The following is a 21,318-nucleotide window of genomic DNA, read 5'->3' on the forward strand; positions in this document are numbered from 1 at the left end:
CCGTTGGTTCTGTTCAACCAAGGGAGATGACGCATGCCCAATCGCGATCCGCTACCCAATCCCGGTTCCGAAACGCCACGCGGGCCACAGCCCGAAGGCGGCATCCCGGATCGGGTCCAGGAAAAGCCGCCGCTGACGCCGGCCCAGGACCCAGGCGACAGCAAGAACCCGCAGGATCCGACGCTCAATCCGGCCCTCCTGCCGATCGGTGACCCGGCCGGTATGGCCTGATTTTCAAGTCTTTCGGGAGCCCTCGCGCAGGGGGCTCTCCCTGCTTGCCAGAACGGTCGCATAGGTAGAAGCCGAGTTGCTTCCACCCCTATATTGTACCCCTCTAAAGTTATTGTTGCTAAACTATTTGTTAATGATCAGAGTGTAGCGACCTGTCGTCGAAAGGCCTCGGGAGGTTGTGGCTCGGCTGTACCGAACTTCGACCTGTGCCGGTACTGGGAGTAAAGGTATCGGTGCGAAAGGAGCAGCAATAGTCTGCCGATCGGGCTTTACAAGATCGGGAGGATGTATGCCTACGCAGTTGGTACGGAATCCGGTCAATCCCGAACAACTTACCTTGTTGCAGCAGGTCTTCGACCGCGCCTGCCAGGAACATCAGATCGACAAGACCAGCCCGGATGCCGAGGCGCTGGCGCTGATCCTCGTCAACTCCCTCCAGAAGGGCAAGGACGACGAGGAAAAGCTTGCGGCCGTTGCTGCCGCGCTTGTCAGCAGCCGCTAGTTTTTCCGGCTTTCATCTGCCACAGGCGGGTACAGCGCTACACGCCAAACATCCAAAAGGAACATATCGTTCCTTCGGGAATTGACCGAACTCTCGATCAACCCCGAAGGAGGCCCGCATGGCAGAGCCCGTGAAAGATATGAAGACCCCTGTTGGATCCGGTTCGTCCTATGACGACGATGTCAGCAACGAGATCGCGACGCTCCGCACCGAGATCGCCAACCTGCGCGAGCTTCTGGCTGAAAAGGGCGGCAAGGCTTATGAGCGGTTGTCCGAACGTGCCGGCACGGCGGCGAGCTATGTGCAGAGCGAAGCCGCGTCCGTGGCTGGCACCGTGCGCGAACACCCGGCTGCAACGACCACCCTGTTCACGCTGATCGGCGCAATCGGCTTTGCGATCGGGTACGTTGTGGCGAGTGCCTCTGCCGAAAGCAAGCAGGCCTGGTACCGCCGCTACCTCACAGATCGTTTCTGAAAATGATGCCTTGCAGCGATACGCTTCACGCGGGCGTATCGCTGACGGCGACCTGTTCCTGGGCCACATCGATCCAGACGGCGCCGGTCAGTTCAGCCATGTGGTCCGGCGCGATGCGCACAGCAGCATTGATTGCCCCGGCGGCCGGCACAACGATCGCATGGCGTTTCAGCGACACGTCACAATAAACCGGCAGCGGTGTCGCCAGGCCAAACGGGCAGACCCCGCCCACCGGATGGCTCGTCAGCGCCACGACTTCATCGCCGCCGAGCATGCGCGGCTTCGGTCCGAAACGGTCGCGGAACTTGCGGTTATCAAGCCGGCTCATGCCGGACATCACCACCAGCATGGTTTCATCGCCTGCGCGCAGGCAGATGGTCTTGGCGATCTGGTCTGCGTCCACTCCATGCGCCTCGGCGGCAAGCTGGACGGTCGCCGAACTCTGTTCGGTGACGATGACGTCGATCTCAGGGGCTTTGAGGGAGAAGAAAGTGCGAACGGATTCAAGGCTCATGGTGGCAAGATGGCCGAGCCTTGCGCGTCTCGCAAGCCCCTCTTCTTCTACCTATGCAGAAAACGCATTGCTGCAGTGCGAAATTTTGACTGTTTTTTAAGCCGTGCTCCTATATAGTCAACTCATCGACAGGCGCACTCCTCCTCCCAGCGCCTCCGATGGGACCAGCAACACCTCCTCCTCCCGGTTGTTGGTCAGTATCGAAAGCCCGGCGCTCCTCCTCCCGCGCCGGGCTTTCTCTTTGTCCGGGACTGACGAGAGGCACCTCACCGAGAGGCGCTGCATCTTGACGTTTGCACGTCGTCAGCCTAGATGATTTCGCATCGATATTTGTTTGATAAGCCAGCACGACACGCTTCCCGCGTCAGCGACGATCTTTCTTCAAATACGAAACTCACCGTTTCTCGCAGGCGACTGCGCGGAACAAGTCGGTCTTATTTGCATGAAAGGCATCGTTATGGCGACCGGTACTGTAAAGTGGTTCAACGCAACCAAGGGTTATGGCTTCATTCAGCCGGATGATGGCGCACAGGACGTTTTCGTTCACATCTCCGCTGTTGAGCGCGCTGGCATGGGCCAGCTCAAGGACGGCCAGAAGCTCTCCTACGAGCTCGTAACCGACAAGCGTTCGGGCAAGGTTTCGGCAGACCATCTTCAGGCTGCTTGATCATTCTTGATCCCAAGTTCTTCGAAAAGGCCGGCTCGTCCGGCCTTTTCTTCGTTTGGAGATCTTCCTCTTGTAAAGGGGTGGACCCATCCCCATTTAGGGTTCAGTCGCGTTTCCGGCGCACCTGAGGCTTGAGGACAGAAATGCTGATCGGGTCATAGGTAACGGCAAATACGGGAGACCGTGCCGTCTTGAAGCAGGTGACATATCCGCGTTTACGGAATGTTAACCTTTCGGAGAGACGATGACTGCTAGAGCCGCATGAGTCGTTTTCGATTTGAAGCGGCCGCGCCGGAAATGCTTATCCCATCTCGAGTGACCACGGATGTACTGGCACCAATGATCGGGGACTGAAAGGTCGGGCTTGCCCCGGCCTTTTGTTTTTCTGGCTTCCCCTCAACCTGGCCGCGGACCGGCCAGGCTGAGAGATGGAAGCCTCAGGCGGCCAGCGCTGCCATGATGCGGATCCACGAGCGGATGCCCTTGTGGAAGGACTTCAGGTCATACTTCTCGTTCGGGGAGTGAACGCCGTCGTCGCTGAGCCCAAAGCCGACGAGAAGCGATTCCATGCCAAGCAGGTTCTGGAAGTCGCCGACGATCGGGATCGATCCGCCAGAACCGATGACCAGAGCGGGCTTTGCCCATTCCTCCGACAGCGCCGTCTTTGCCTTCGTCAGCACCGGTGAATCGTAGCCGAGCTGCAGCGCCGGCGAGCTGCCGTGTTCGAGGAACTCGACCGTGCAGTCCTTCGGCATCTTCGAGCGTACATAGGCGCGGAAGTTCTCGCGGATCTTTGCCGGGTCCTGCTGGCCCACGAGCCGGAACGAGACCTTGGCCGAGGCCTTCGACGCAATCACCGTCTTGAAGCCCTGGCCGGTATACCCGCCGTTGATGCCGTTGATTTCGCAGGTTGGGCGCGCCCAGAGCAGTTCAAGCATCGAACGGCCCTTTTCACCCGCCAGTTCCGACAGGCCGACTTCACCGAGGAAGTCATTGCGACCGCCGGTCAGGTTGTCCCAAGCCGACTTGATGTTGGATGGCGTTTCTTCCACGCCATCGTAGAAACCTTCAACCGTCACGCGCCCTGTTTCATCATGCAGGCCGGCGAGGATCTTCGAGAGGATCTGGATCGGGTTGGCTGCAGCGCCCCCATACATGCCCGAATGAAGGTCGCGATTGGCAGCGGTCACGATGATCTCTTCGCCAACGAGGCCGCGCAGCGAGGCGGTGATTGCCGGCGTATCGGCATCCCACATGCCCGTATCGCAGACCAGCGCATAATCGGCCTTCAACTCATCGGCATGGGCGTCGAGGAAGGGCTTCAGCGACGGCGATCCGGACTCTTCCTCGCCTTCGAACAGCACGGTGACTCGCACCGGCAGATGGCCGTGCACGTCCTTGTAGGCGCGGCAGGCCTCCACGAAGGTCATCAACTGGCCCTTGTCGTCTGCCGATCCGCGGCCGGTCAGCACCTTACGGCCATTGCCGAGATCCTTGATCTTCGGGTCGAAAGGATCGTCTTCCCAAAGCTCGATCGGGTCGACCGGCTGCACGTCGTAGTGGCCGTAGAACAGGACATGCGGCGCATCGGCGCTCGGTCCGGGATAATGGCCCACAACCATCGGATGGCCGGCGGTCTGGCGAACGGAGGCTTCGAAACCAAGTGCGGTGAGATCGGCGACGAGCCATTCTGCCGCCTGGCGGCAATCGTTCTTGAAGGCGGGGTCGGTCGAAATGGACTTGATCCGCAGGAGTTCGAAGAGGCGTTCGATGCTGGCGTCGAGATTCTGGTCGGCGCGGGAAAGGACGGAAGAAAGATCGGTCATGGAGAATCCTGACTGCGAAAAGATGATGTCATCCAGCCGGCAGGGAGCCGGCGCGTCCGCTGTGCGGGCTTAGGATGTGTTATCAAGCCCTGCCGGCTTTGAACACTTGAAATCGAAGAACTTTGGTCGCGGCCGCGGCTAGAGCTTGCGGGCGTTGTCGATGATCATGCGCATATACTCGATCATCAACTCGCGCTCGAAACGCTTGAAGCCGGCAAACATCGCAGCATCCGCCTCTTGTGCCGCTTCCAGCGCGCGCGCTTCGAGATTGCGCCCGAGCTGCGTCAACCGGATGATCTGCGCTCGGCGGTCAGAAGGATGTGGCGTGCGTTCGATGAGGCGGTCGCGCTCCATGCGCGCCAGCGTGTTGGCAAGCGTTGCCTGCTCCACCTCCAGCTTGTCGAGAAGCTGCTTCTGGGTAAGGCCGTCCTGCTGCCAGAGTTCGAGAAGCACGGGAAACTGTCCCGGAGAAAAGCCAAGTGCGGTGGCTCGCTTCTGAAGGGACCGGGAAAAGCTCTTGGCCAGTTGTCTGGCAAGATATGTCGGGGAATGCGCGCGGTCGAACCCCATCACGTCGACTCATCCTCCTTGAGCGAACCAAAGCTGGACGCTGAGGAAACGATATATTGCAGGCGGTGCTTTCGCCAAGCCTGCGTGCTCGCCATGGTAAATCCGTCGGCGCGGCCAAACAAAAACCGCCATGACCGGGAGGGGAATCGGCCATGGCGGTTCGATTGATGGACAAAGGCCCGGAGAGGGGGATAGGCCTTTGCCCGGTCTGGCGCGGCGGGGGACAGGCCAGCTTCCAGACTGCGGCGTGATCAGGCGCCGGTACTGCTGATTTGTGGGGCCAAATGGGGCTTTTCAAGGGAATGCTCTATTACAAATCGGTAACGTTCCGGTGAGAGCCGGAGGCCTTGCGCAAGCAAGTTTTCATGGACGGATCAGCGGCTGGACGTTATTGCTTCTGCCCATGAAAAAAGGTGATCACCTCTTCCTCGTCGACGGCTCCGGCTTCATCTTTCGGGCCTTCCACGCACTGCCACCGCTGACCCGCAAATCAGATGGCCTGCCGGTGGGCGCCGTGTCGGGTTTCTGCAACATGCTGTGGAAGCTGTTGACGGATGCGCGTGATACCTCGGTCGGCGTGACGCCAACGCATTTCGCCGTGATCTTCGACTATTCGGCCAAGACCTTCCGCAAGGACCTCTACGATAGCTACAAGGCGAACCGTTCGGCGCCGCCCGAGGAGCTCGTTCCGCAATTCGGTCTGATCCGGGAGGCGACACGCGCCTTCAACCTGCCGTGCATCGAGACCGAAGGCTTCGAGGCCGACGACATCATCGCCACCTATGCGCGCCAGGCCGAAGCGATCGGCGCGGACGTCACCATCATCTCCTCCGACAAGGACCTGATGCAGCTCGTGACGCCGAACGTCCACATGTACGACAGCATGAAGGACAAGCAGATCGGCGTGCCGGATGTCATCGAAAAATGGGGTGTGCCGCCGGAAAAGATGATCGACCTGCAGGCCATGGTCGGCGACTCGGTTGACAACGTGCCGGGCATTCCCGGCATTGGTCCGAAGACGGCGGCCCAGCTTCTGGAAGAATTCGGCGATCTCGACACGCTGCTGGAGCGCGCCGGCGAGATCAAGCAGGTCAAACGGCGGGAGAACATCATCGCGCATGCCGAGCAGGCGCGGCTGTCGCGCCGGCTGGTGCAACTGCGAACCGACGTGCCGCTCGACGTTGACCTTGAGGGGCTGATCCTGGAGCCGCAGAATGGCCCGAAGCTGATCGGCTTCCTGAAGGCGATGGGCTTTGGCACGCTGACCCGTCGTGTCGCGGCGGCCTGCGACTGCAATGCCGACGAGATCGATGCGGCGGTGGTCGAGGTCGAATGGGGCGGTGCAGCCCATGGCCCGGATCTTGATGCACCGGCACCGGCCGGCGAGGCTTCGGCGGCGAACGCTTCGGCACCGGCGAGCAACGGAAAACCGGCAGCGGCCGGCAGCGTTATCGTAGGAGAGGCGCGGCCCGCCGATCTCGCACAGGCGCGTGCTGATTTCTACGCGACCGCCAAGATCGACAAGTCCTGCTACATCACCATCCGTGATGTCGAGGTGCTCGACGACTGGATACGTGCTGCTTACGAAACCGGTGTGCTGGCCTTCGATGCCGAGGCCGCATCCATCGACCCGATGCAGGCGGAGCTTGCCGGCATTTCGCTCGGGCTGCCGGACAACGCCCATACCCCGGCTGGCGGCGAAATTCGCTCCGCTTATCTGCCGCTGGGGCACAAGACCGGAGACGGCGATCTTCTGGGGGGCGGTCTGGCGGAAAACCAGCTGTCGATGAAAGAGGCGCTGGACCGGCTGAAGATCGTGCTCGAGGACCCGTCGGTTCTCAAGGTCGGCCACAACATGAAATTCGCCTACCTTCTGCTGAAGCGCTACAGCATCGTCGTCCAGAGCTACGATGACGTGATGTTGATGTCCTACGTGCTGGAGGCCGGCAAGGGCGGCCAGACGCTCGACTCGCTGTCGGAGCGATGGCTCGGCCATGTGCCGATGACCTTCAAGGAAGTGGCAGGCAGCGGCAAGGCGGGGCTTGCTTTCGACATGGTCGATATCGAGCGCGCCATGACCTATGCCGCGGAGAAGGCAGATCTTTCGCTGCGCATGTGGTTTGTGCTGAAGCCGCGGCTTGTGGCCGAGCGGCTGACGCGGGTTTACGAGCGGCTGGAACGGCCGATGCTGGCGACGCTTGCTGAAATGGAAGAGCGCGGCATCACCATCGACCGGCAGATCCTGTCGCGCCTGTCCGGCGAGCTTGCGCAGCGCGCCGCCGCCATCGAAGACGAGATCTACCATCTGGCCGGCGAGAAGTTCACCATCGGCTCGCCAAAGCAGCTTGGCGACATCCTGTTCGGCAAGCTCGGGCTGCCGGGTGGCGCAAAGACCAAGACCGGGCAGTGGTCGACCTCCGCCCAGGTGCTGGAGGAACTCGCTGCCGTCGGCCATGAACTGCCGCGCAAGATCGTTGACTGGCGTCAGCTGACGAAGCTCAAGTCCACCTATACCGATGCCCTGCCGGGTTATGTCCACCCGCAGACGAAGCGGGTGCACACCTCCTATTCGCTCGCCTCGACGACGACCGGGCGGCTGTCCTCGGTCGAGCCGAACCTGCAGAACATCCCGATCCGCACGACCGAAGGCCGCAAGATCCGCACCGCCTTCATCTCGACGCCGGGCCACAAGCTCGTCTCGGCCGACTACAGCCAGATCGAGCTGCGCGTGCTCGCCCATGTCGCGGACATCCCGCCGCTGCGTCAGGCCTTTGCCGATGGCGTCGACATTCACGCCATGACGGCATCCGAAATGTTCGGCGTGCCGGTGGAAGGCATGCCGAGCGAAGTGCGCCGCCGCGCCAAGGCGATCAACTTCGGCATCATCTATGGCATTTCAGCCTTCGGGCTCGCCAACCAGCTGTCGATCGAACGTTCGGAAGCGGGCGACTACATCAAGAAGTATTTCGAGCGCTTCCCGGGCATCCGCGACTACATGGAAAACACCAAGGCGTTTGCCCGCGAGCACGGTTATGTGGAGACGATCTTCGGCCGGCGTGCGCATTACCCGGATATCAAGTCGTCCAACCCGTCGGTGCGTGCCTTCAATGAACGCGCCGCCATCAACGCGCCGATTCAAGGGTCTGCGGCCGATATCATCCGCCGTGCGATGGTCAGGATGGAAGGCGCCCTGGCGAAAGCCGGGCTGCAGCACAAAGCCCGCATGCTCCTTCAGGTGCATGACGAACTGATCTTCGAGGTGGAAGACGACGCGATCGACGAGACGCTGCCGGTGGTGATCTCGACCATGGAGAACGCCGCCATGCCGGCGATTGCCATGCGTGTGCCGCTGAAGGTGGATGCGCGTGCCGCGAGCAACTGGGACGAAGCGCACTGAGTTGAAGGCTCAGTGTTGTTGCGGCGCGCCCGGGTAAAGCGACTGCATCGCCGTCGACAGCAGTTCGTCGGCATAGGAGCAGGCAGAGAGCCTTGCCTCATCCGGCATCTTCAGCTCGCCGCAGCGCTGGTGCACCGTTTCCATGATCAGCCGGGCAATGCCGCGGGCATGGTCGACATCGGCGGTTTCGGAAGTATCCATGGCGAGCGCCAAGGCGGTCATGGATACTATTTCCAGCACGACCACCCGCCCCTCAAGGTCGACTTTGGCCCTGTCCGTTTGCCCGTCCTGCGGCGTCGTGTCGGTCATAGCCTCGCCTCTGAAGTGTCAGGAGAAGCTAGCGCGGGTCAGTGAAGAGTAAAGTCGGCGGAGAAAAGAGTTTTCCTCAGGTGAAGTGAGTCCCGCAGTAAAGCTCCTGAAGAGCAGCAATAAAAGCCCCGGCGCTTACTTCGAGGCTGTCGCTGTTGTCGATGGTGACGACCTGATAGTTGCCGGTCACCTCCAGCGAACTGCGCGCCAGACGCTGCCTGATCTCATCCTCCGTCTCGCGACCACGTTCGGCCAGGCGTCGGGCCAGCACCTCCGGACGGGCCGTCACGTTGAAAACGACAAGGCGAGGGTAGGCGGCCTTGAAATGCGGCAGCGCCGAGCGCGAGCCATTGGCAATGACAAGCCGCCCGGTTTCGACGGCCTGCCGGGTTTCGACGGGGATGCCGTATCGCAACCCGTGTGCATCCCAGGAAACCGCAAAACCGCCGGATGCCGCAAGCGCCTCAAACTCCGCGTCGCCCACGCCGTCATGATCTTCGCCGCCGGCTGCCGCGTCACGGGTGATGATCCGCCGAACGAAGACGATGCCGTCGCGATCGCCGAAATGTGCCGCGGCTCGTGCGATCAGCGTGTCCTTGCCGGCGCCGCTAGGGCCAACAACGACTGCCATGCAGCCCGGCTTGGCCTTTGCCATCAGGCGACCCGCCGGCCCTGGCGCCAGGTGGCGCGTACCACGGGAACACCATCGACACGATGAACCCGCACCAGATCCGCCCGTAGGCCGACGGCAATGCGGCCACGATCGTCGAGGCCGACGGTGCGGGCCGGGTTGGCGGTGACCATCGCCAGCGCTGCGGGCAGCGAAATGCCATCCATTTCGTCGGCCAGCACGAAGGGCGCATGCAGCAGGCTGAGCGGCACGTAATCCGACGACAGGACATCGAGCACGCCGCGTTCGGCAAGGTCGCGCGCGGCGATATTGCCGGAATGTGACTTGCCGCGCACGATGTTCGGCGCTCCCATCAGCACGCTCATGCCGGCTTCGTGGGAGGCTTTGGCCGCATCGAAGCTCGTCGGAAACTCGGCCAGCCGCACGCCGTTCTCGATCGCTTCGTCGACATGGCCGAGGGTGGCATCGTCGTGGCTGGCAATGGTGATGCCGCGCTCCCGGCAGACCTTGGAAATGGCAGTGCGGTGCGGCGTCGAATTGCGCTGCGATTCGCCGATCCGCTTGGCACAGAAGGCGTCGAATGCTTCGTCGCTCAGCCCGCGCTTCTTCTTGTAGTAATAGATGTACTGGTCCATCGTCTGGAATTGCCGTTGGCCCGGCGCATGGTCCATCAGCGAGACGAGGCGCACAAACGGGTCCGTCTCGAAGTCGGCAAAATGCTCCAGCACGTTGTCGGCTGATACCTCGCAGCGCAGGTGGAGCAGGTGCTGGGAGCGCAAGCGTCCCTGTTTCTCGGCCGCCTGGATCGCATCCGCCATGGCGCGCATCTCGCCGCGCGGAAAGCCGCCGTCCTCGTCTGCACCCATTCGCAGGCAATCAAACACGGTGGTGATGCCGGAGGTGGCAATCTGCGCGTCATGCGCCTGGATCGCCGCGGTGGTGTTCCAGCGCACGCCGGCGCGCGGCGAATAATGCTGCTCCAGGTGGTCGGTGTGCAATTCGACCAAGCCGGGAATAAGATAGTCGCCTTCAAGATCCTCACCGCTGGTGACGGAACCTTCCGAAACATCCGCGATCAAGCCGTCGCGGATTTGCAGCGAGCCATGGACGACGTGGTCTTCCAGCACGATCCTGGCATTGGTGAAAACCTGTTCAGTCATGGGGCAGTCTTCCTGCTATCGGCGGCCGGTGCGAGCGCGCACCAGCGATGGACGGTGAAGGGGGCGCCGCGCTCCGGCTCCACGAACAGGGCAAGCCCGTCGATCGAAAGCGGTTGCTGGATGAACGGCGCGAAACGCTGGCTGAGTTCCGCCTTCATCGCCTCCGCCTGCTCTGGCGGCACCTGACCCGTCAGGGTCATGTGGAAGCGGAACTCGTCCATCACGTAAGGGTAACCCCAGCGGTCAAGGTAGGCGCGCTGGGTGGGCGGCAGGTTTCCCGGCTTGCGTCGTGCGATGTCGGCCTCGGACAACGGCGCGCGGAAAGGCTCGAAATCCTCGACCACGCGGGCCGCAAAATCCTGCAGTTCCGGATAAATCCGGTCAGGCACGATGGCAAAGAAACGACCAAGCTGGCCCAGGATCACATTCGGAATTGTGAAAGCCGGTGTTGCGGCCGCGAACGCCGCAAGCGCAGCAACCAATTCCGCCTCCGTCTTGTTGGGCGCCAGTTCGAACGGCGCCTTTAGCGTCGCGTGGAAACCATATCGGCGCGGGTCGGCCGTCAGTTGATGGACATCGCCGCACGCCAAACCGCGCACATCGGGGGTCGCGAAACTTTCGTCCGAGAACGCATCGCGTCCAAGCCAGCGCGATGCGGCCGCCGTCAGCGGATGGTCTTCGGCGGGCGAGTAATAGAGGGCGTAGCGCAATGATGAAGTTCCGGAATCAGCGAAGGCACGACATGAGACTAGCGCGGTGCCCGATCCGGAAACAGCACCCGCAACGAAAAGATGTGGGGTCTGAACAGGAGACCAAAAGAAAAAGCCGGCTGCAAGGCAACCGGCTTGAAGATCGTTTCAAGGATCAGACGCTCAGTGCGCGCCGGACATGTCGCCGAGCACTTCCTTCGAGGCAACGGTCGAATCCGCGTTGAGGCGGTAGACCATCGGCACGCCCGTGGCGAGGTTGAGCTTGAGGATTTCTTCCTTGCTCAGCCGGTCAAGCACCATCACCAGCGAACGCAGCGAATTGCCGTGGGCCGCCACGAGAACCTTTTCGCCCCGCAGAACCCGCGGCAGGATTTCGGTGAGGTAATAGGGCCAGACGCGGGCGCCCGTGTCGCGCAGGCTCTCGCCGCCCGGAGGCGGTACGTCATAGGAGCGGCGCCAGATATGCACCTGCTCCTCGCCCCATTTGGCGCGCGCGTCATCCTTGTTGAGGCCCGACAGGTCGCCGTAGTCGCGCTCGTTGAGCGCCTGGTTGCGGATGGTTTCGAGGCCGGGCTGGCCGACCTTTTCCAGCACGATCTTCAGCGTGTCCTGCGCCCGCTTCAGATCCGAGGTAAAGGCGATGTCGAGCTTGATGCCGGTGTCGGCCAAAGCCTGGCCGCCGGCCTGGGCTTCCTGGATGCCGAGCGGGGTGAGTTCCGGGTCTCGCCAGCCGGTGAACAGGTTCTTGAGGTTCCAGTCGCTCTGGCCGTGGCGAACGAGGACAAGGGTGCCGCTCATCAAATTCCTCCGAGGGATGTTGTCTTTCAAGAAAGCCCGAGAACATCGAGCATGGAATAATAACCGGGCTTCTGCCCGCGCGCCCAGACGGCGGCCGCAACGGCGCCGCGGGCGAAGATCGAGCGATCGCGCGCGCTATGCGACAGCGTTACCAGTTCACCTTCGGCTGCAAACAGAACGGAATGATCGCCGACCACGGAGCCGCCCCGCAGTGTAGCAAAACCGATCGCGCCATCGGGTCTCGGGCCGGTATGACCGTCACGAACGCGAATCGAATGGGCGGCGAGATCAATGCCGCGACCCTTGGCGGCTGCTTCGCCGAGAAGCAGCGCAGTGCCTGATGGCGCATCGACCTTGTGCTTGTGATGCATCTCGACGATCTCGATGTCCCAGCCGGCTGAGGGCAGGGCTCTCGCGGCCTGTTCGGTCAATACGCCGAGCAGGTTCACGCCGAGGCTCATGTTGCCGGACTTGACGACGCGGGCATGGCGACCCGCCGCTTCGAACCTGGCTTCGTCTTCCGCCGAGCAGCCGGTGGTGCCGATTACATGGACGATCCGGGCCTGGGCGGCGAGAACCGAGAAGTTGACGCTCGCCTGCGGCGCCGTAAAATCGAGCACGCCTTCGGCATCGAGGAAAGCGTTCAGCGGATCATCGGTCACGGGAATGCCGAGCGTTCCGGCGCCGGCCATTTCACCTGCATCCTTGCCGAGAAAGGGCGAACCTTCCCGTTCGATAGCTGCGTGCAGCATCACGCCTGGCGTCTCGCTGATCACGCGGATCAGGGTCTGGCCCATGCGGCCTGCCGCGCCGACGACGACGAGTTTCATGTCATTTGATGTCATGGCGGCTGTTCCCGAATTTCGCTCCACCGCTTCTTAGCGGCTTGGATCCCTATTTGAAAGGTGCAGCCGCCGTCAGCGAAGCCAGCGGCGTCCGTCGGTTGCAATGCCATAGGCCGAGGGGGCTCGGGCAAAGCTTGCAAGGCCCGCCAGTGCCGCCTGCGGATGCGTCACCACGAAGGTTGGAATGGTGCTGAGCAGTTCCGAATGCGGTGCCTTGTCCTCGAAGGCCGCGCGAAACTCCGGCTTCTTCAGCGCCGGGATGATTTTCTGCGAGATGCCGCCGGCAAGATAGACGCCGCCGCGGGCCATGAAGATCAACGCCATGTCGCCGGCGACGCGGCCGAGATAGGTGGCAAACAACGAAAGCGTCTCGACAGCCTGGGGGTTCGATCCATCCAGGCCACGGGCGGTCACATCCGCCGGATCGCTGAAGCTTGGCTGGACGCCATCGGCCTTGCAGACGGCTTGGTAGATGTTGATGACGCCGCGGCCGCTCAGGATTTCTTCGGCCGACACACGTCCTTCGATCCGCTTCAGGTGCGGGAAAACCTCGAAGTCGCGATCGGAGCGCGGGCCGACATCGACATGCCCACCTTCGCCCGGCACCGGAAACCAGATCTCGCGTGCATGGACAAGGCCTGCAACGCCAAGGCCGGTGCCCGGGCCAAGCACCACCCGCGAGGCAAGTTGCGGTTCGCCGCCCCGGCCAAGCTTGTCCAGGAAATCCCGCGGCAGGGCAGCCACGGCAAGCGCCTGGGCTTCGAAGTCGTTCACCACCAGCACGTCATCGAAACCGAGTTCGGCGATCATGCCCTTGGGGCGCACCACCCAGTCGCAGTTGGTGAGGTCAATCTCGTCGCCGTCCACCGGCGCCGCCACGGCAAGGATCGCCGAACGCGGCCGCACAGACGTGGAAGCCAGCACGACGTTCTGGATTGCCGCATCGATGGTCGGATAGTCGGCGGTGCGGATATTCGGGAAGGGGATCGGTTCGGCATCGGCGTCGGTCAGGACCGAAAAGCGTGCATTGGTGCCGCCGATGTCGCCGATCAGGATCGGAAAGGGCAGCTTGTCGGTCTTCATGCTGTCGGCCATTCGAACGCTTAGTCCTTCTGGAAGTCGATGAGTTTTTCGGCAGTGGCGCGGTTGAGCGCCATCGGAATGTCGTAGACGGTGGCGAGCCGCGTCAGTGCCTTGACGTCTACATCATGCGGCAGGGCGCTCAGCGGGTCGATGAAGAAGATGAGCATGTCCACTTCGCCGGTGGCGATCATCGCGCCGATCTGCTGGTCACCACCAAGCGGGCCGCTTTTCAGCCGGGTGACATCAAGATCGGGGCACGCTTCCTGCACGCGACCGCCGGTCGTGCCGGTTGCAACAATACGGAAGCGGGAGAGGGCGCCCTGGTGCTGAAGCGCAAAATCGGCCATGTCGGCCTTTTTCTGGTCGTGCGCGATCAGTGCGATGCAGGGCTTTGCCGGCATGATTGGACGTTCTCCCCAAGAACGGTTTCAATCGATTTGCAAGCTTCTAGCCTGCGGTTCGTCGCTTGGGAAGGTGGCGGAGCGCCAGCCGGTTTCAAGAACCGGCTTTCGCAGATGAACTTCACGGCCGCGGCGATGGCAGCGGCACGTTGGTAAGGGGCAGCGAGGACTCCATCACGGTGCCGACGGCTTGTGCCGGTGCCGAAGCGGCAGGCTGGGCGCTATAGGCCATGGCGCCGCCAAAGGTCGCTGCGTCCTCTGAGCGCGAAGGCGCGGCAAGCACCACCGAGCAGGCATTCGGCAGGTCAGCGAGCGTCACCTGGCGCGGCTTCACCGGCTTCTTGTTGGGATCCGGCTTCGGCGGCGGCGCCCAGGGCTCCTTGGTGAACCACCAGGCGAGCTCCTTGCTGTTGCAGTCATCGGTAGTCGGCGTCGGTGCCTGTTTCTTGCAGGATGTCGCGCCCGGCGGGCAGGCCATGCGGATATGGAAATGCTCGTCATGGCCATAAACCGGCCGCACCTTGCCAAGCAGCGAGCGGTCACCGCGCCAGGTTTCGCAGAGCTTCTTCTTGATCGCCGGATTGACGAAGACGCGCTCCACCTGGGGATAGCTTGCCGCCTGCATCACCAGCTTGGCATGCGTGCCGGTCCAGCGACGGTCGTCGACCGTCAGGAACTTGCTCTTGTCCAGCATGGAGGTGAATGGCATGTCCTCGCGCTGCTGCGGCGTCAGCGGCTGGGCCGGCTTCGGCGTGAACCAGATGTCGGCATCAAGGCCGATCTGGTGCGATGCGTGGCCGTTCAGCATCGGGCCGCCGCGCGGTTGGGAAATGTCGCCGACGAGGATGCCGGACCCCCATCCCAGCCGGGCCGCGTCCTGGCTGAACTGCTGGAGAAGCGCGATCATCTGCGGGTTGCCCCAGCGGCGATTTCGCGAAAGCCGCATCGCCTGCCAGGTCGGGCCATCGGTTGGCAAGGCAACGGCGCCGGACATGCAGCCCTTGGCGTAGAAACCGAACGGCTGGGCAGGCGAGCTCGAAGGCAGCTTCACCGCTCCGAACAACTGCTTGGCAGGCGCCTCGTCTTTCGCGAAAGCCGGCGCGGCGAGCGCCGCACAGAGTATTCCGGCCGCAGCAAAGCGCAGCATGCCACCCAAGGTCGATTCCATTTCAGCTCCGCGGCAAATCAGTTCCTATGGCGAATCTACCTGAAACAGGATTTTGGTGAAATGGAGATGGCGGCGGCTCGCGGCCGTGCCAGCGGCTCCCGGATAAAATGCTTGTGAGTGGGTCGCCCTGTTTTTTGCCCGGTTTTGCCCTATGCTTCACCGCGAGATCGACGCTTGACCAAGAGGTAGAGAATGACGTTCGGCCGAATGAAGCGGGCTCTTGCGGTGGCTGCAGCCGCCTTTGTTGCCACCGCATCGATCGCGACCGCCCAGGAGCCGCAATGGCGCCACGGGATGGCGGTGATCGGCGACCTCAAGCTTCCGCCAGACTTCAAGCAACTGCCTTATGTCAACGTCGATGCACCCAAGGCCGGCGACTTGCGGCTCGGCGACGAAGGGACCTTCGATAACGTCAATATCGTCATCGACCGGGGCACGGTCGCCTCCGGCGTCGGTCTGATCTACGACACGCTGATGAAGCGCTCGGAAGAAGAGGTTTTCGGCACCTATGGGCTGCTTGCCGAGGCGGTGTCCTATCCGGAAGACATGTCGACCGTCACCTTCCGGCTGAGGCCGGAAGCGAAGTGGGCGGATGGCGAGCCGGTGACGCCCGAGGACGTGATCTTCAGCATGGAGACGCTGAAGAAGAACAGCGCCTTTTATTCCGGCTACTACCGCCATGTGACGGGCACCGAAAAGAGCGGCGAACGCGAGGTGACCTTCCACTTCGACGAAAAGAACAACAAGGAATTGCCGTCGATCGTCGGCGATTTCCCGATCCTTCCCAAGCACTGGTGGGAAGGCAAGGACAGCCAGGGCCGGCAGCGCGACATTACCCGTACGACACTGGAGCCGGTAATGGGCTCCGGACCCTACAAAATCGCGGCGATCCAGCCTGGCTCGGTGGTGCGCTACGAATTGCGCGACGACTATTGGGGCAAGGATCTGCCGATCAATCGCGGGCAGAACAACTTCCGCTCCATCAGCTACACCTATTTTGCCGACGCCGATGTGGAGTTCGAGGCCTTCCGCGCCGGCACGATCGACTTTCGTCAGGAGAACAGTTCCAGCCGCTGGGCGACCCGCTACGACTTCGATGCCGTAAAGGATGGGCGGATCAAGAAGGAAGCACTCACCAATCCGTTCAAGGCAACGGGCGTCATGCAGGCCATGGTGCCCAACATGCGCCGGGAAATCTTCAAGGACGCCCGTGTCCGCGAGGCGCTGAACTACGCCTTCGATTTCGAGACGATGAACAAGAACCTCGCTTATGGCGGTTTGAAGCGGGTCGACAGTTTCTTCTGGGGCACCGAACTTGCCTCCTCCGGCCTGCCCGAAGGGCGCGAGCTCGCCATCCTTGAGGAACTGAAGGACAAGGTGCCGCCGCAGGTGTTCACCACGCCCTACAAGAACCCGGTGGGCGGTGATCCGGCCAAAGTGCGCGACAACCTGCGCAAGGCCGTCGAACTGCTGAAGGAGGCGGGATGGGAGCTCAAGGGCAACCGGATGGTCAACGCCAAGACCGGCCAGCCGCTGAGCTTCGAAATCCTGCTCAACAGCGCCTCGCAGGAGCGTTCGGTCAATCCGTTCGTGGCCAGCGTCAAGAAGATCGGCATTGACGCCCGCATCCGCACCGTGGACTCCTCGCAATACATCAACCGGACGCGAAGCTTCGACTACGACGTGATCTGGGCCGTCTGGGCACAAACGCTCAATCCCGGCAATGAGCAGATGGAATATTGGGGCTCGGAGTCGGTCAGCCGCGAGGGGTCGCGAAACTATGCCGGCATCGCCGATCCGGCGATCGATACCCTGATCCGCAGGATCGTCTTCACGCCGGACCGCGAGGACCAGATCGCAGCCGTCAAGGCGATGGACCGGGTGCTGCTCGCCAACCACTATGTGATCCCGCTGTTTTATTCCGGCGAGATGAAGGTCGCCTACTGGAACCGGATCACGCGCCCCGAGACGTTGCCCGAATACGGGATCGGTTTCCCGGACACCTGGTACGCCAAGACCGGCAACTGATGGGGGAAGGCTGCAGGCTTGCACTGCTGGCCCGCACCTGTTCCATATTGATCGATTGATTCGCTCAGAACGAGGAAGAAGCCTTTTGAGCCTCATTGACAGGACCGGCAGAGCGAAGCCCGCAGCGATGGGAAGGACGCCCTGATGGGTGCCTATATTCTCCGCCGAATCTTGCTGATGATCCCGACCATGATCGGTATCATGGCGATCTCATTCCTTGTCGTGCAGTTCGCGCCGGGCGGTCCGGTGGAACAGATCATCGCGCAGATCCAGGGTCAGGACACCGGCGACCGGCTTTCCGGTGCGGGCAATGATCTGGCGACCCAGGGCGGCGGCGACGATGGGCGATATCGCGGTGCCCAGGGGCTTGATCCGGAGTTCATCAAGAAGCTCGAACAGCAGTTCGGTTTCGACAAGCCGCCGCTGACGCGCTTCCTCGAGATGATGTGGAACTACCTCCGCTTCGACTTCGGCGAAAGCTTCTTCCGCAACACCTCGGTGCTCGACCTCATCATCGACAAGCTGCCAGTGTCGATCTCGCTCGGCTTCTGGATCCTCATCGTCTCCTACCTGATCTCCATCCCGCTCGGCATCCGCAAGGCGGTGAAGGACGGGTCGAGCTTCGACGTCTGGACGTCCGGCATCGTCATTGTCGGATATGCGGTGCCGAGCTTCCTGTTCGGCATCCTGCTGATCGTGCTGTTTGCCGGCGGCTCCTTCTTCGACTGGTTCCCGCTGCGTGGCCTGGTGTCGGACAATTTCGCCGAGCTGACATGGTGGCAGAAGATCATCGATTATTTCTGGCACCTCACCCTGCCGCTGATCGCCATGTCGCTGTCGGCCTTCGCCACCACGACGCTTTTGACCAAGAACTCCTTCATCGACGAGATCAAGAAGCAGTATGTGACCACGGCGCGCGCCAAGGGTCTGAACGAGCGGCAGGTGCTTTACGGGCACGTCTTCCGCAACGCGATGCTGATCGTCATCGCTGGGTTCCCGGGCGCCTTCATCTCCGCCTTCTTCACCGGCTCGCTGCTGATCGAAAACATCTTCTCGCTCGACGGGCTGGGCCGCCTCGGTTACCTCGCCATCGTCAACCGCGATTACCCGATCGTCTTTGGCACGCTTTACATCTTCTCGCTCATGGGCCTCGTCGTCAGCCTGATCTCGGACCTGATCTACACCTGGATCGACCCCCGCATCGACTTCGAGCGGAGGGACGTGTGATGGAAGCATCCGCTGCCGCCATGACAACCGGACCGCAGAAGCGGCCGTGGCTTTCGCCCACCAACAAGCGGCGCCTTGCCAATTTCCGCGCCAACAAGCGCGGCTACTGGTCGTTCTGGATCTTCATGATCCTGTTCGTGCTGAGCCTGTTTGCCGAGCTGATCGCCAATGACCGGCCGATCATCGCCTCCTACAAGGGCGAGATCCTCTACCCCGTTCTGGTGGATTATCCGGAGGAGAAGTTCGGTGGCTTCCTGGCGACCACCGATTATCGCTCCGAGTTCATCTCCCAGGAGATCGAGGCAAACGGCTGGATGATCTGGCCGCCGATCCGTTATTCCTACCAGACGGTCAATTCCAACATTCCGCATTCGGCGCCGACCGAGCCCTTCTGGCTGATGGACAAGGAAGAGCGCTGCAAGGCCTATCCCGAGCAGGACGCCGATCCGAATTGCATCCTCGGCAACATGAACTGGCTCGGCACCGACGACCAGGCGCGCGACGTGACGGCGCGGATGATCTACGGCTTCCGGATCTCCGTCCTGTTCGGCCTGGCGCTGACCATCTGCTCGGCCATCATCGGCGTCACGGCTGGTGCGGTACAGGGTTACTTCGGCGGCTGGACGGACCTGCTGCTGCAGCGTTTCATCGAGATCTGGTCCTCCATGCCGGTTCTCTACATCCTGCTGATCATCGCCGCGATCATGCCGCCCGGCTTCTTCGTGCTGCTCGGCATCATGCTGCTCTTCTCCTGGGTGGGCTTTGTCGGCGTCGTTCGGGCGGAATTCCTGCGGGCACGAAACTTCGAATATGTCCGCGCCGCCCGCGCGCTCGGCGTCGGCAACTGGACGATCATGTACCGGCACCTGCTGCCGAACGCGATGGTTGCAACGCTGACCTTCCTGCCGTTCATCCTGTCGGGATCGATCGCCACGCTCACCTCGCTCGACTTCCTCGGCTTCGGCATGCCGCCGGGTTCGCCGTCGCTTGGCGAGATGATCCAGCAGGGCAAGAACAACCTGCAAGCCCCATGGCTTGGCTTCACGGCCTTCTTCACCATGTCGATCATGCTGTCGCTGCTGATCTTCATCGGTGAGGCGGTGCGCGATGCGTTCGACCCCAGAAAGACGTTCGGATGACGAGCCCGCTTCTTTCCGTACGAGACCTGTCGGTTGCCTTCCACCAGGGCGGCAACACGACCACGGCTGTCGACCGCGTCTCCTTCGATATCATGCCCGGCGAGGTGATGGCGCTGGTGGGCGAATCCGGCTCGGGTAAATCGGTCACGGCCAACTCCATCCTGAAGCTGCTGCCTTATCCGGCCGCAAGCCATCCGACCGGCGAAATCCTGTTCGACGGAAAGGACCTGCTGAAGGCGTCGGAAGCGCATCTGCGCCATGTGCGCGGCAATGACATCACGATGATCTTCCAGGAGCCGATGACCTCGCTCAATCCGCTCCATACGATCGAAAAGCAGATCGGCGAGATCCTTGAGCTGCACCAGGCGGTTACCGGGCAGGCGGCGCGGGTAAGGACGCTCGAACTTCTCGCCCAGGTCGGCATCCGCGAGCCGGAAAAGCGACTGAAGGCTTATCCGCACGAGTTGTCCGGCGGACAGCGGCAGCGCGTCATGATCGCCATGGCGCTCGCCAACCGGCCGAAGCTGCTGATCGCCGACGAGCCGACAACCGCGCTCGACGTGACGGTCCAGGCACAGATCCTCGACCTGTTGCGCAATCTGAAGGGCGAGCATGGCATGTCCATGCTGTTCATCACCCATGACCTTGGCATCGTCCGCAAGTTCGCCGATCGCGTCTGCGTCATGACCAAGGGCAAGATCGTCGAGACGGGCACGGTGGAGGAGGTTTTCCGGAACCCCCAGCACGAATACACCCGCCACCTCCTGTCTTCGGAGCCACGTGGCGAACCGCCCGTTCCCGATCCGACGAAGCCGGTGGTGATGGAAGGCAAGGACATCCGCGTCTGGTTTCCCATCAAGTCGGGCCTGCTGCGCAAGGTGGTCGACCATGTGAAGGCGGTGGACGGCGTGGATCTTACGCTGCGGGCCGGCGAGACGCTGGGCGTCGTTGGTGAATCCGGTTCGGGCAAGACAACCCTCGGTCTGGCGCTGGCGCGCCTCATCTCCTCGCAGGGACGGATCGCCTTTATCGGCAACGAGATCAACAACTTCTCCTTCAAGGAGATGCGGCCCTTCCGCGACAGGCTGCAGGTCGTCTTCCAGGATCCGTTCGGCTCACTCAGCCCGCGCATGCCGGTGGGTGAGATCATCGCGGAGGGCCTGAAGGTCCACGAGAAGGGTTTGTCGGCCGACGAGCGCGACGAGCGGGTCGTCTGGGCGCTGCAGGAAGTGGGGCTCGATCCGGCGACCCGCTGGCGGTATCCGCATGAGTTTTCGGGCGGCCAGCGGCAGCGCATTGCCATTGCCCGCGCCATGGTGCTGAAACCGCGTTTCGTGATGCTCGATGAGCCGACCTCGGCGCTCGACATGACCGTCCAGGCGCAGGTGGTCGATCTCCTGCGCGATCTCCAGAAGAAGCACGACCTCGCCTACCTCTTCATCAGCCACGACCTGAAGGTGGTGAAGGCGCTCGCCAACCATGTCATCGTCATGCGGCTTGGCAAGGTGGTGGAGGAAGGGCCGGCCGAGCAGATCTTCCGCGCGCCGCGCGAGGATTATACCCGCGCCCTGATGGCGGCGGCCTTCAACCTTGAAACCGTCGAAACCGCGGCAATCAACCAGTAACGAGAATGAAGC

At 62.1% G+C, this 21,318-nt stretch carries 21 protein-coding genes; 9 read left to right on the plus strand and 12 right to left on the minus strand.

Annotated elements, in window-relative coordinates; genetic code table 11:
* Positions 1–33 precede the first annotated feature (33 nt).
* From M0654_RS18825 to M0654_RS18835, 3 genes are all read left to right on the plus strand, one after another.
* Positions 34–231 carry a hypothetical protein gene (locus M0654_RS18825; protein WP_248684397.1) on the plus strand — a complete coding sequence of 66 codons (198 nt, stop codon included), beginning with the start codon at positions 34–36 and terminating at the stop codon, positions 229–231.
* Positions 232–520: 289 nt separating this feature from the next.
* Positions 521–733, plus strand: a complete 213-nt coding sequence (locus M0654_RS18830) for a hypothetical protein (RefSeq protein ID WP_118851272.1) — start codon at positions 521–523, stop codon at positions 731–733.
* A 118-nt stretch (positions 734–851) separates the two neighbouring features.
* The gene (locus tag M0654_RS18835; RefSeq protein ID WP_248684398.1) at positions 852–1,208 is read left to right on the plus strand and encodes a hypothetical protein; all 357 of its coding nucleotides are present in this window, start codon (positions 852–854) and stop codon (positions 1,206–1,208) included.
* 25 nt (positions 1,209–1,233) lie between these two features.
* Here the strand turns inward: M0654_RS18835 and M0654_RS18840 are convergent, their stop codons facing one another.
* The gene (locus tag M0654_RS18840; protein ID WP_248684399.1) at positions 1,234–1,722 is read right to left on the minus strand and encodes a YbaK/EbsC family protein; all 489 of its coding nucleotides are present in this window, start codon (positions 1,720–1,722) and stop codon (positions 1,234–1,236) included.
* Positions 1,723–2,179: 457 nt separating this feature from the next.
* Between M0654_RS18840 and M0654_RS18845 the strand changes: the two genes are divergently transcribed.
* The gene (locus M0654_RS18845) at positions 2,180–2,389 is read left to right on the plus strand and encodes a cold-shock protein (protein ID WP_118851708.1); all 210 of its coding nucleotides are present in this window, start codon (positions 2,180–2,182) and stop codon (positions 2,387–2,389) included.
* 437 nt (positions 2,390–2,826) lie between these two features.
* Here the strand turns inward: M0654_RS18845 and M0654_RS18850 are convergent, their stop codons facing one another.
* Together M0654_RS18850 and M0654_RS18855 are read right to left on the minus strand one after the other, a co-directional pair.
* Entirely contained in the window at positions 2,827–4,215 is a 1,389-nt protein-coding gene (locus M0654_RS18850) for a dipeptidase (protein ID WP_248684400.1), read from the minus strand.
* A gap of 138 nt (positions 4,216–4,353) precedes the next feature.
* On the minus strand, positions 4,354–4,785 hold the full coding sequence (locus M0654_RS18855) for a MarR family winged helix-turn-helix transcriptional regulator (protein WP_248684444.1): 432 nt from the start codon (positions 4,783–4,785) through the stop codon (positions 4,354–4,356).
* A 403-nt stretch (positions 4,786–5,188) separates the two neighbouring features.
* Between M0654_RS18855 and polA the strand changes: the two genes are divergently transcribed.
* Complete coding sequence (gene polA / locus M0654_RS18860) at positions 5,189–8,182, plus strand: DNA polymerase I (protein ID WP_248684401.1); 2,994 nt, start codon at positions 5,189–5,191, stop codon at positions 8,180–8,182.
* 9 nt (positions 8,183–8,191) lie between these two features.
* Here polA and M0654_RS18865 read toward each other — a convergent pair whose 3' ends face one another.
* From M0654_RS18865 to mepA, 9 genes are all read right to left on the minus strand, one after another.
* Positions 8,192–8,491 carry a hypothetical protein gene (locus M0654_RS18865; protein WP_248684402.1) on the minus strand — a complete coding sequence of 100 codons (300 nt, stop codon included), beginning with the start codon at positions 8,489–8,491 and terminating at the stop codon, positions 8,192–8,194.
* Positions 8,492–8,567: 76 nt separating this feature from the next.
* The gene (gene phnN / locus M0654_RS18870) at positions 8,568–9,146 is read right to left on the minus strand and encodes a phosphonate metabolism protein/1,5-bisphosphokinase (PRPP-forming) PhnN (protein ID WP_248684403.1); all 579 of its coding nucleotides are present in this window, start codon (positions 9,144–9,146) and stop codon (positions 8,568–8,570) included.
* Complete coding sequence (locus tag M0654_RS18875; protein WP_248684404.1) at positions 9,146–10,282, minus strand: alpha-D-ribose 1-methylphosphonate 5-triphosphate diphosphatase; 1,137 nt, start codon at positions 10,280–10,282, stop codon at positions 9,146–9,148. Before M0654_RS18875 ends, phnN begins: the two co-directional genes overlap by 1 nt.
* Positions 10,279–10,992 (minus strand): DUF1045 domain-containing protein, encoded by a 714-nt coding sequence (locus M0654_RS18880; protein ID WP_248684405.1) that lies wholly within the window; start codon positions 10,990–10,992, stop codon positions 10,279–10,281. The genes M0654_RS18875 and M0654_RS18880 overlap by 4 nt, the downstream gene beginning before the upstream one ends.
* Positions 10,993–11,154: 162 nt before the next feature.
* Positions 11,155–11,790 (minus strand): 2,3-bisphosphoglycerate-dependent phosphoglycerate mutase, encoded by a 636-nt coding sequence (locus tag M0654_RS18885; protein WP_248684406.1) that lies wholly within the window; start codon positions 11,788–11,790, stop codon positions 11,155–11,157.
* 26 nt (positions 11,791–11,816) lie between these two features.
* Positions 11,817–12,635 carry a 4-hydroxy-tetrahydrodipicolinate reductase gene (gene dapB / locus M0654_RS18890; protein WP_248684407.1) on the minus strand — a complete coding sequence of 273 codons (819 nt, stop codon included), beginning with the start codon at positions 12,633–12,635 and terminating at the stop codon, positions 11,817–11,819.
* 72 nt (positions 12,636–12,707) lie between these two features.
* Positions 12,708–13,730, minus strand: coding sequence for a glucokinase (locus M0654_RS18895; RefSeq protein WP_248684408.1), 1,023 nt, complete (start codon positions 13,728–13,730; stop codon positions 12,708–12,710).
* 8 nt (positions 13,731–13,738) lie between these two features.
* Entirely contained in the window at positions 13,739–14,119 is a 381-nt protein-coding gene (locus tag M0654_RS18900; RefSeq protein ID WP_248684409.1) for a methylglyoxal synthase, read from the minus strand.
* Between the two features lie 121 nt (positions 14,120–14,240).
* Complete coding sequence (gene mepA / locus M0654_RS18905) at positions 14,241–15,287, minus strand: penicillin-insensitive murein endopeptidase (RefSeq protein ID WP_390920798.1); 1,047 nt, start codon at positions 15,285–15,287, stop codon at positions 14,241–14,243.
* Positions 15,288–15,479: 192 nt separating this feature from the next.
* Between mepA and M0654_RS18910 the strand changes: the two genes are divergently transcribed.
* From M0654_RS18910 to M0654_RS18925, 4 genes are all read left to right on the plus strand, one after another.
* Complete coding sequence (locus tag M0654_RS18910) at positions 15,480–17,315, plus strand: extracellular solute-binding protein (RefSeq protein ID WP_390920801.1); 1,836 nt, start codon at positions 15,480–15,482, stop codon at positions 17,313–17,315.
* Between the two features lie 144 nt (positions 17,316–17,459).
* Positions 17,460–18,542 carry a microcin C ABC transporter permease YejB gene (locus tag M0654_RS18915; protein ID WP_248684410.1) on the plus strand — a complete coding sequence of 361 codons (1,083 nt, stop codon included), beginning with the start codon at positions 17,460–17,462 and terminating at the stop codon, positions 18,540–18,542.
* Positions 18,542–19,681, plus strand: coding sequence for an ABC transporter permease (locus M0654_RS18920; RefSeq protein ID WP_248684411.1), 1,140 nt, complete (start codon positions 18,542–18,544; stop codon positions 19,679–19,681). The genes M0654_RS18915 and M0654_RS18920 overlap by 1 nt, the downstream gene beginning before the upstream one ends.
* On the plus strand, positions 19,678–21,306 hold the full coding sequence (locus tag M0654_RS18925) for an ABC transporter ATP-binding protein (RefSeq protein WP_248684412.1): 1,629 nt from the start codon (positions 19,678–19,680) through the stop codon (positions 21,304–21,306). Before M0654_RS18920 ends, M0654_RS18925 begins: the two co-directional genes overlap by 4 nt.
* The last annotated feature ends 12 nt before the right edge of the window (positions 21,307–21,318 follow it).

This window comes from Neorhizobium turbinariae (genome assembly GCF_023223505.1).
Classification (GTDB): Bacteria; Pseudomonadota; Alphaproteobacteria; order Rhizobiales; family Rhizobiaceae; genus Neorhizobium; species Neorhizobium turbinariae.

Coding starts and splice junctions, on each gene's coding strand:
- M0654_RS18825 (WP_248684397.1), top strand. CDS start 34: ATGCCCAATCGCGATCCGCTACCCAATCCCGGTTCCGAAACGCCACGC.
- M0654_RS18830 (WP_118851272.1), top strand. CDS start 521: ATGCCTACGCAGTTGGTACGGAATCCGGTCAATCCCGAACAACTTACC.
- M0654_RS18835 (WP_248684398.1), top strand. CDS start 852: ATGGCAGAGCCCGTGAAAGATATGAAGACCCCTGTTGGATCCGGTTCG.
- M0654_RS18840 (WP_248684399.1), bottom strand. CDS start 1,722: ATGAGCCTTGAATCCGTTCGCACTTTCTTCTCCCTCAAAGCCCCTGAG.
- M0654_RS18845 (WP_118851708.1), top strand. CDS start 2,180: ATGGCGACCGGTACTGTAAAGTGGTTCAACGCAACCAAGGGTTATGGC.
- M0654_RS18850 (WP_248684400.1), bottom strand. CDS start 4,215: ATGACCGATCTTTCTTCCGTCCTTTCCCGCGCCGACCAGAATCTCGAC.
- M0654_RS18855 (WP_248684444.1), bottom strand. CDS start 4,785: ATGGGGTTCGACCGCGCGCATTCCCCGACATATCTTGCCAGACAACTG.
- polA (WP_248684401.1), top strand. CDS start 5,189: ATGAAAAAAGGTGATCACCTCTTCCTCGTCGACGGCTCCGGCTTCATC.
- M0654_RS18865 (WP_248684402.1), bottom strand. CDS start 8,491: ATGACCGACACGACGCCGCAGGACGGGCAAACGGACAGGGCCAAAGTC.
- phnN (WP_248684403.1), bottom strand. CDS start 9,146: ATGGCAAAGGCCAAGCCGGGCTGCATGGCAGTCGTTGTTGGCCCTAGC.
- M0654_RS18875 (WP_248684404.1), bottom strand. CDS start 10,282: ATGACTGAACAGGTTTTCACCAATGCCAGGATCGTGCTGGAAGACCAC.
- M0654_RS18885 (WP_248684406.1), bottom strand. CDS start 11,790: ATGAGCGGCACCCTTGTCCTCGTTCGCCACGGCCAGAGCGACTGGAAC.
- dapB (WP_248684407.1), bottom strand. CDS start 12,635: ATGACATCAAATGACATGAAACTCGTCGTCGTCGGCGCGGCAGGCCGC.
- M0654_RS18895 (WP_248684408.1), bottom strand. CDS start 13,730: ATGGCCGACAGCATGAAGACCGACAAGCTGCCCTTTCCGATCCTGATC.
- M0654_RS18900 (WP_248684409.1), bottom strand. CDS start 14,119: ATGCCGGCAAAGCCCTGCATCGCACTGATCGCGCACGACCAGAAAAAG.
- mepA (WP_390920798.1), bottom strand. CDS start 15,287: ATGGAATCGACCTTGGGTGGCATGCTGCGCTTTGCTGCGGCCGGAATA.
- M0654_RS18910 (WP_390920801.1), top strand. CDS start 15,480: ATGACGTTCGGCCGAATGAAGCGGGCTCTTGCGGTGGCTGCAGCCGCC.
- M0654_RS18915 (WP_248684410.1), top strand. CDS start 17,460: ATGGGTGCCTATATTCTCCGCCGAATCTTGCTGATGATCCCGACCATG.
- M0654_RS18920 (WP_248684411.1), top strand. CDS start 18,542: ATGGAAGCATCCGCTGCCGCCATGACAACCGGACCGCAGAAGCGGCCG.
- M0654_RS18925 (WP_248684412.1), top strand. CDS start 19,678: ATGACGAGCCCGCTTCTTTCCGTACGAGACCTGTCGGTTGCCTTCCAC.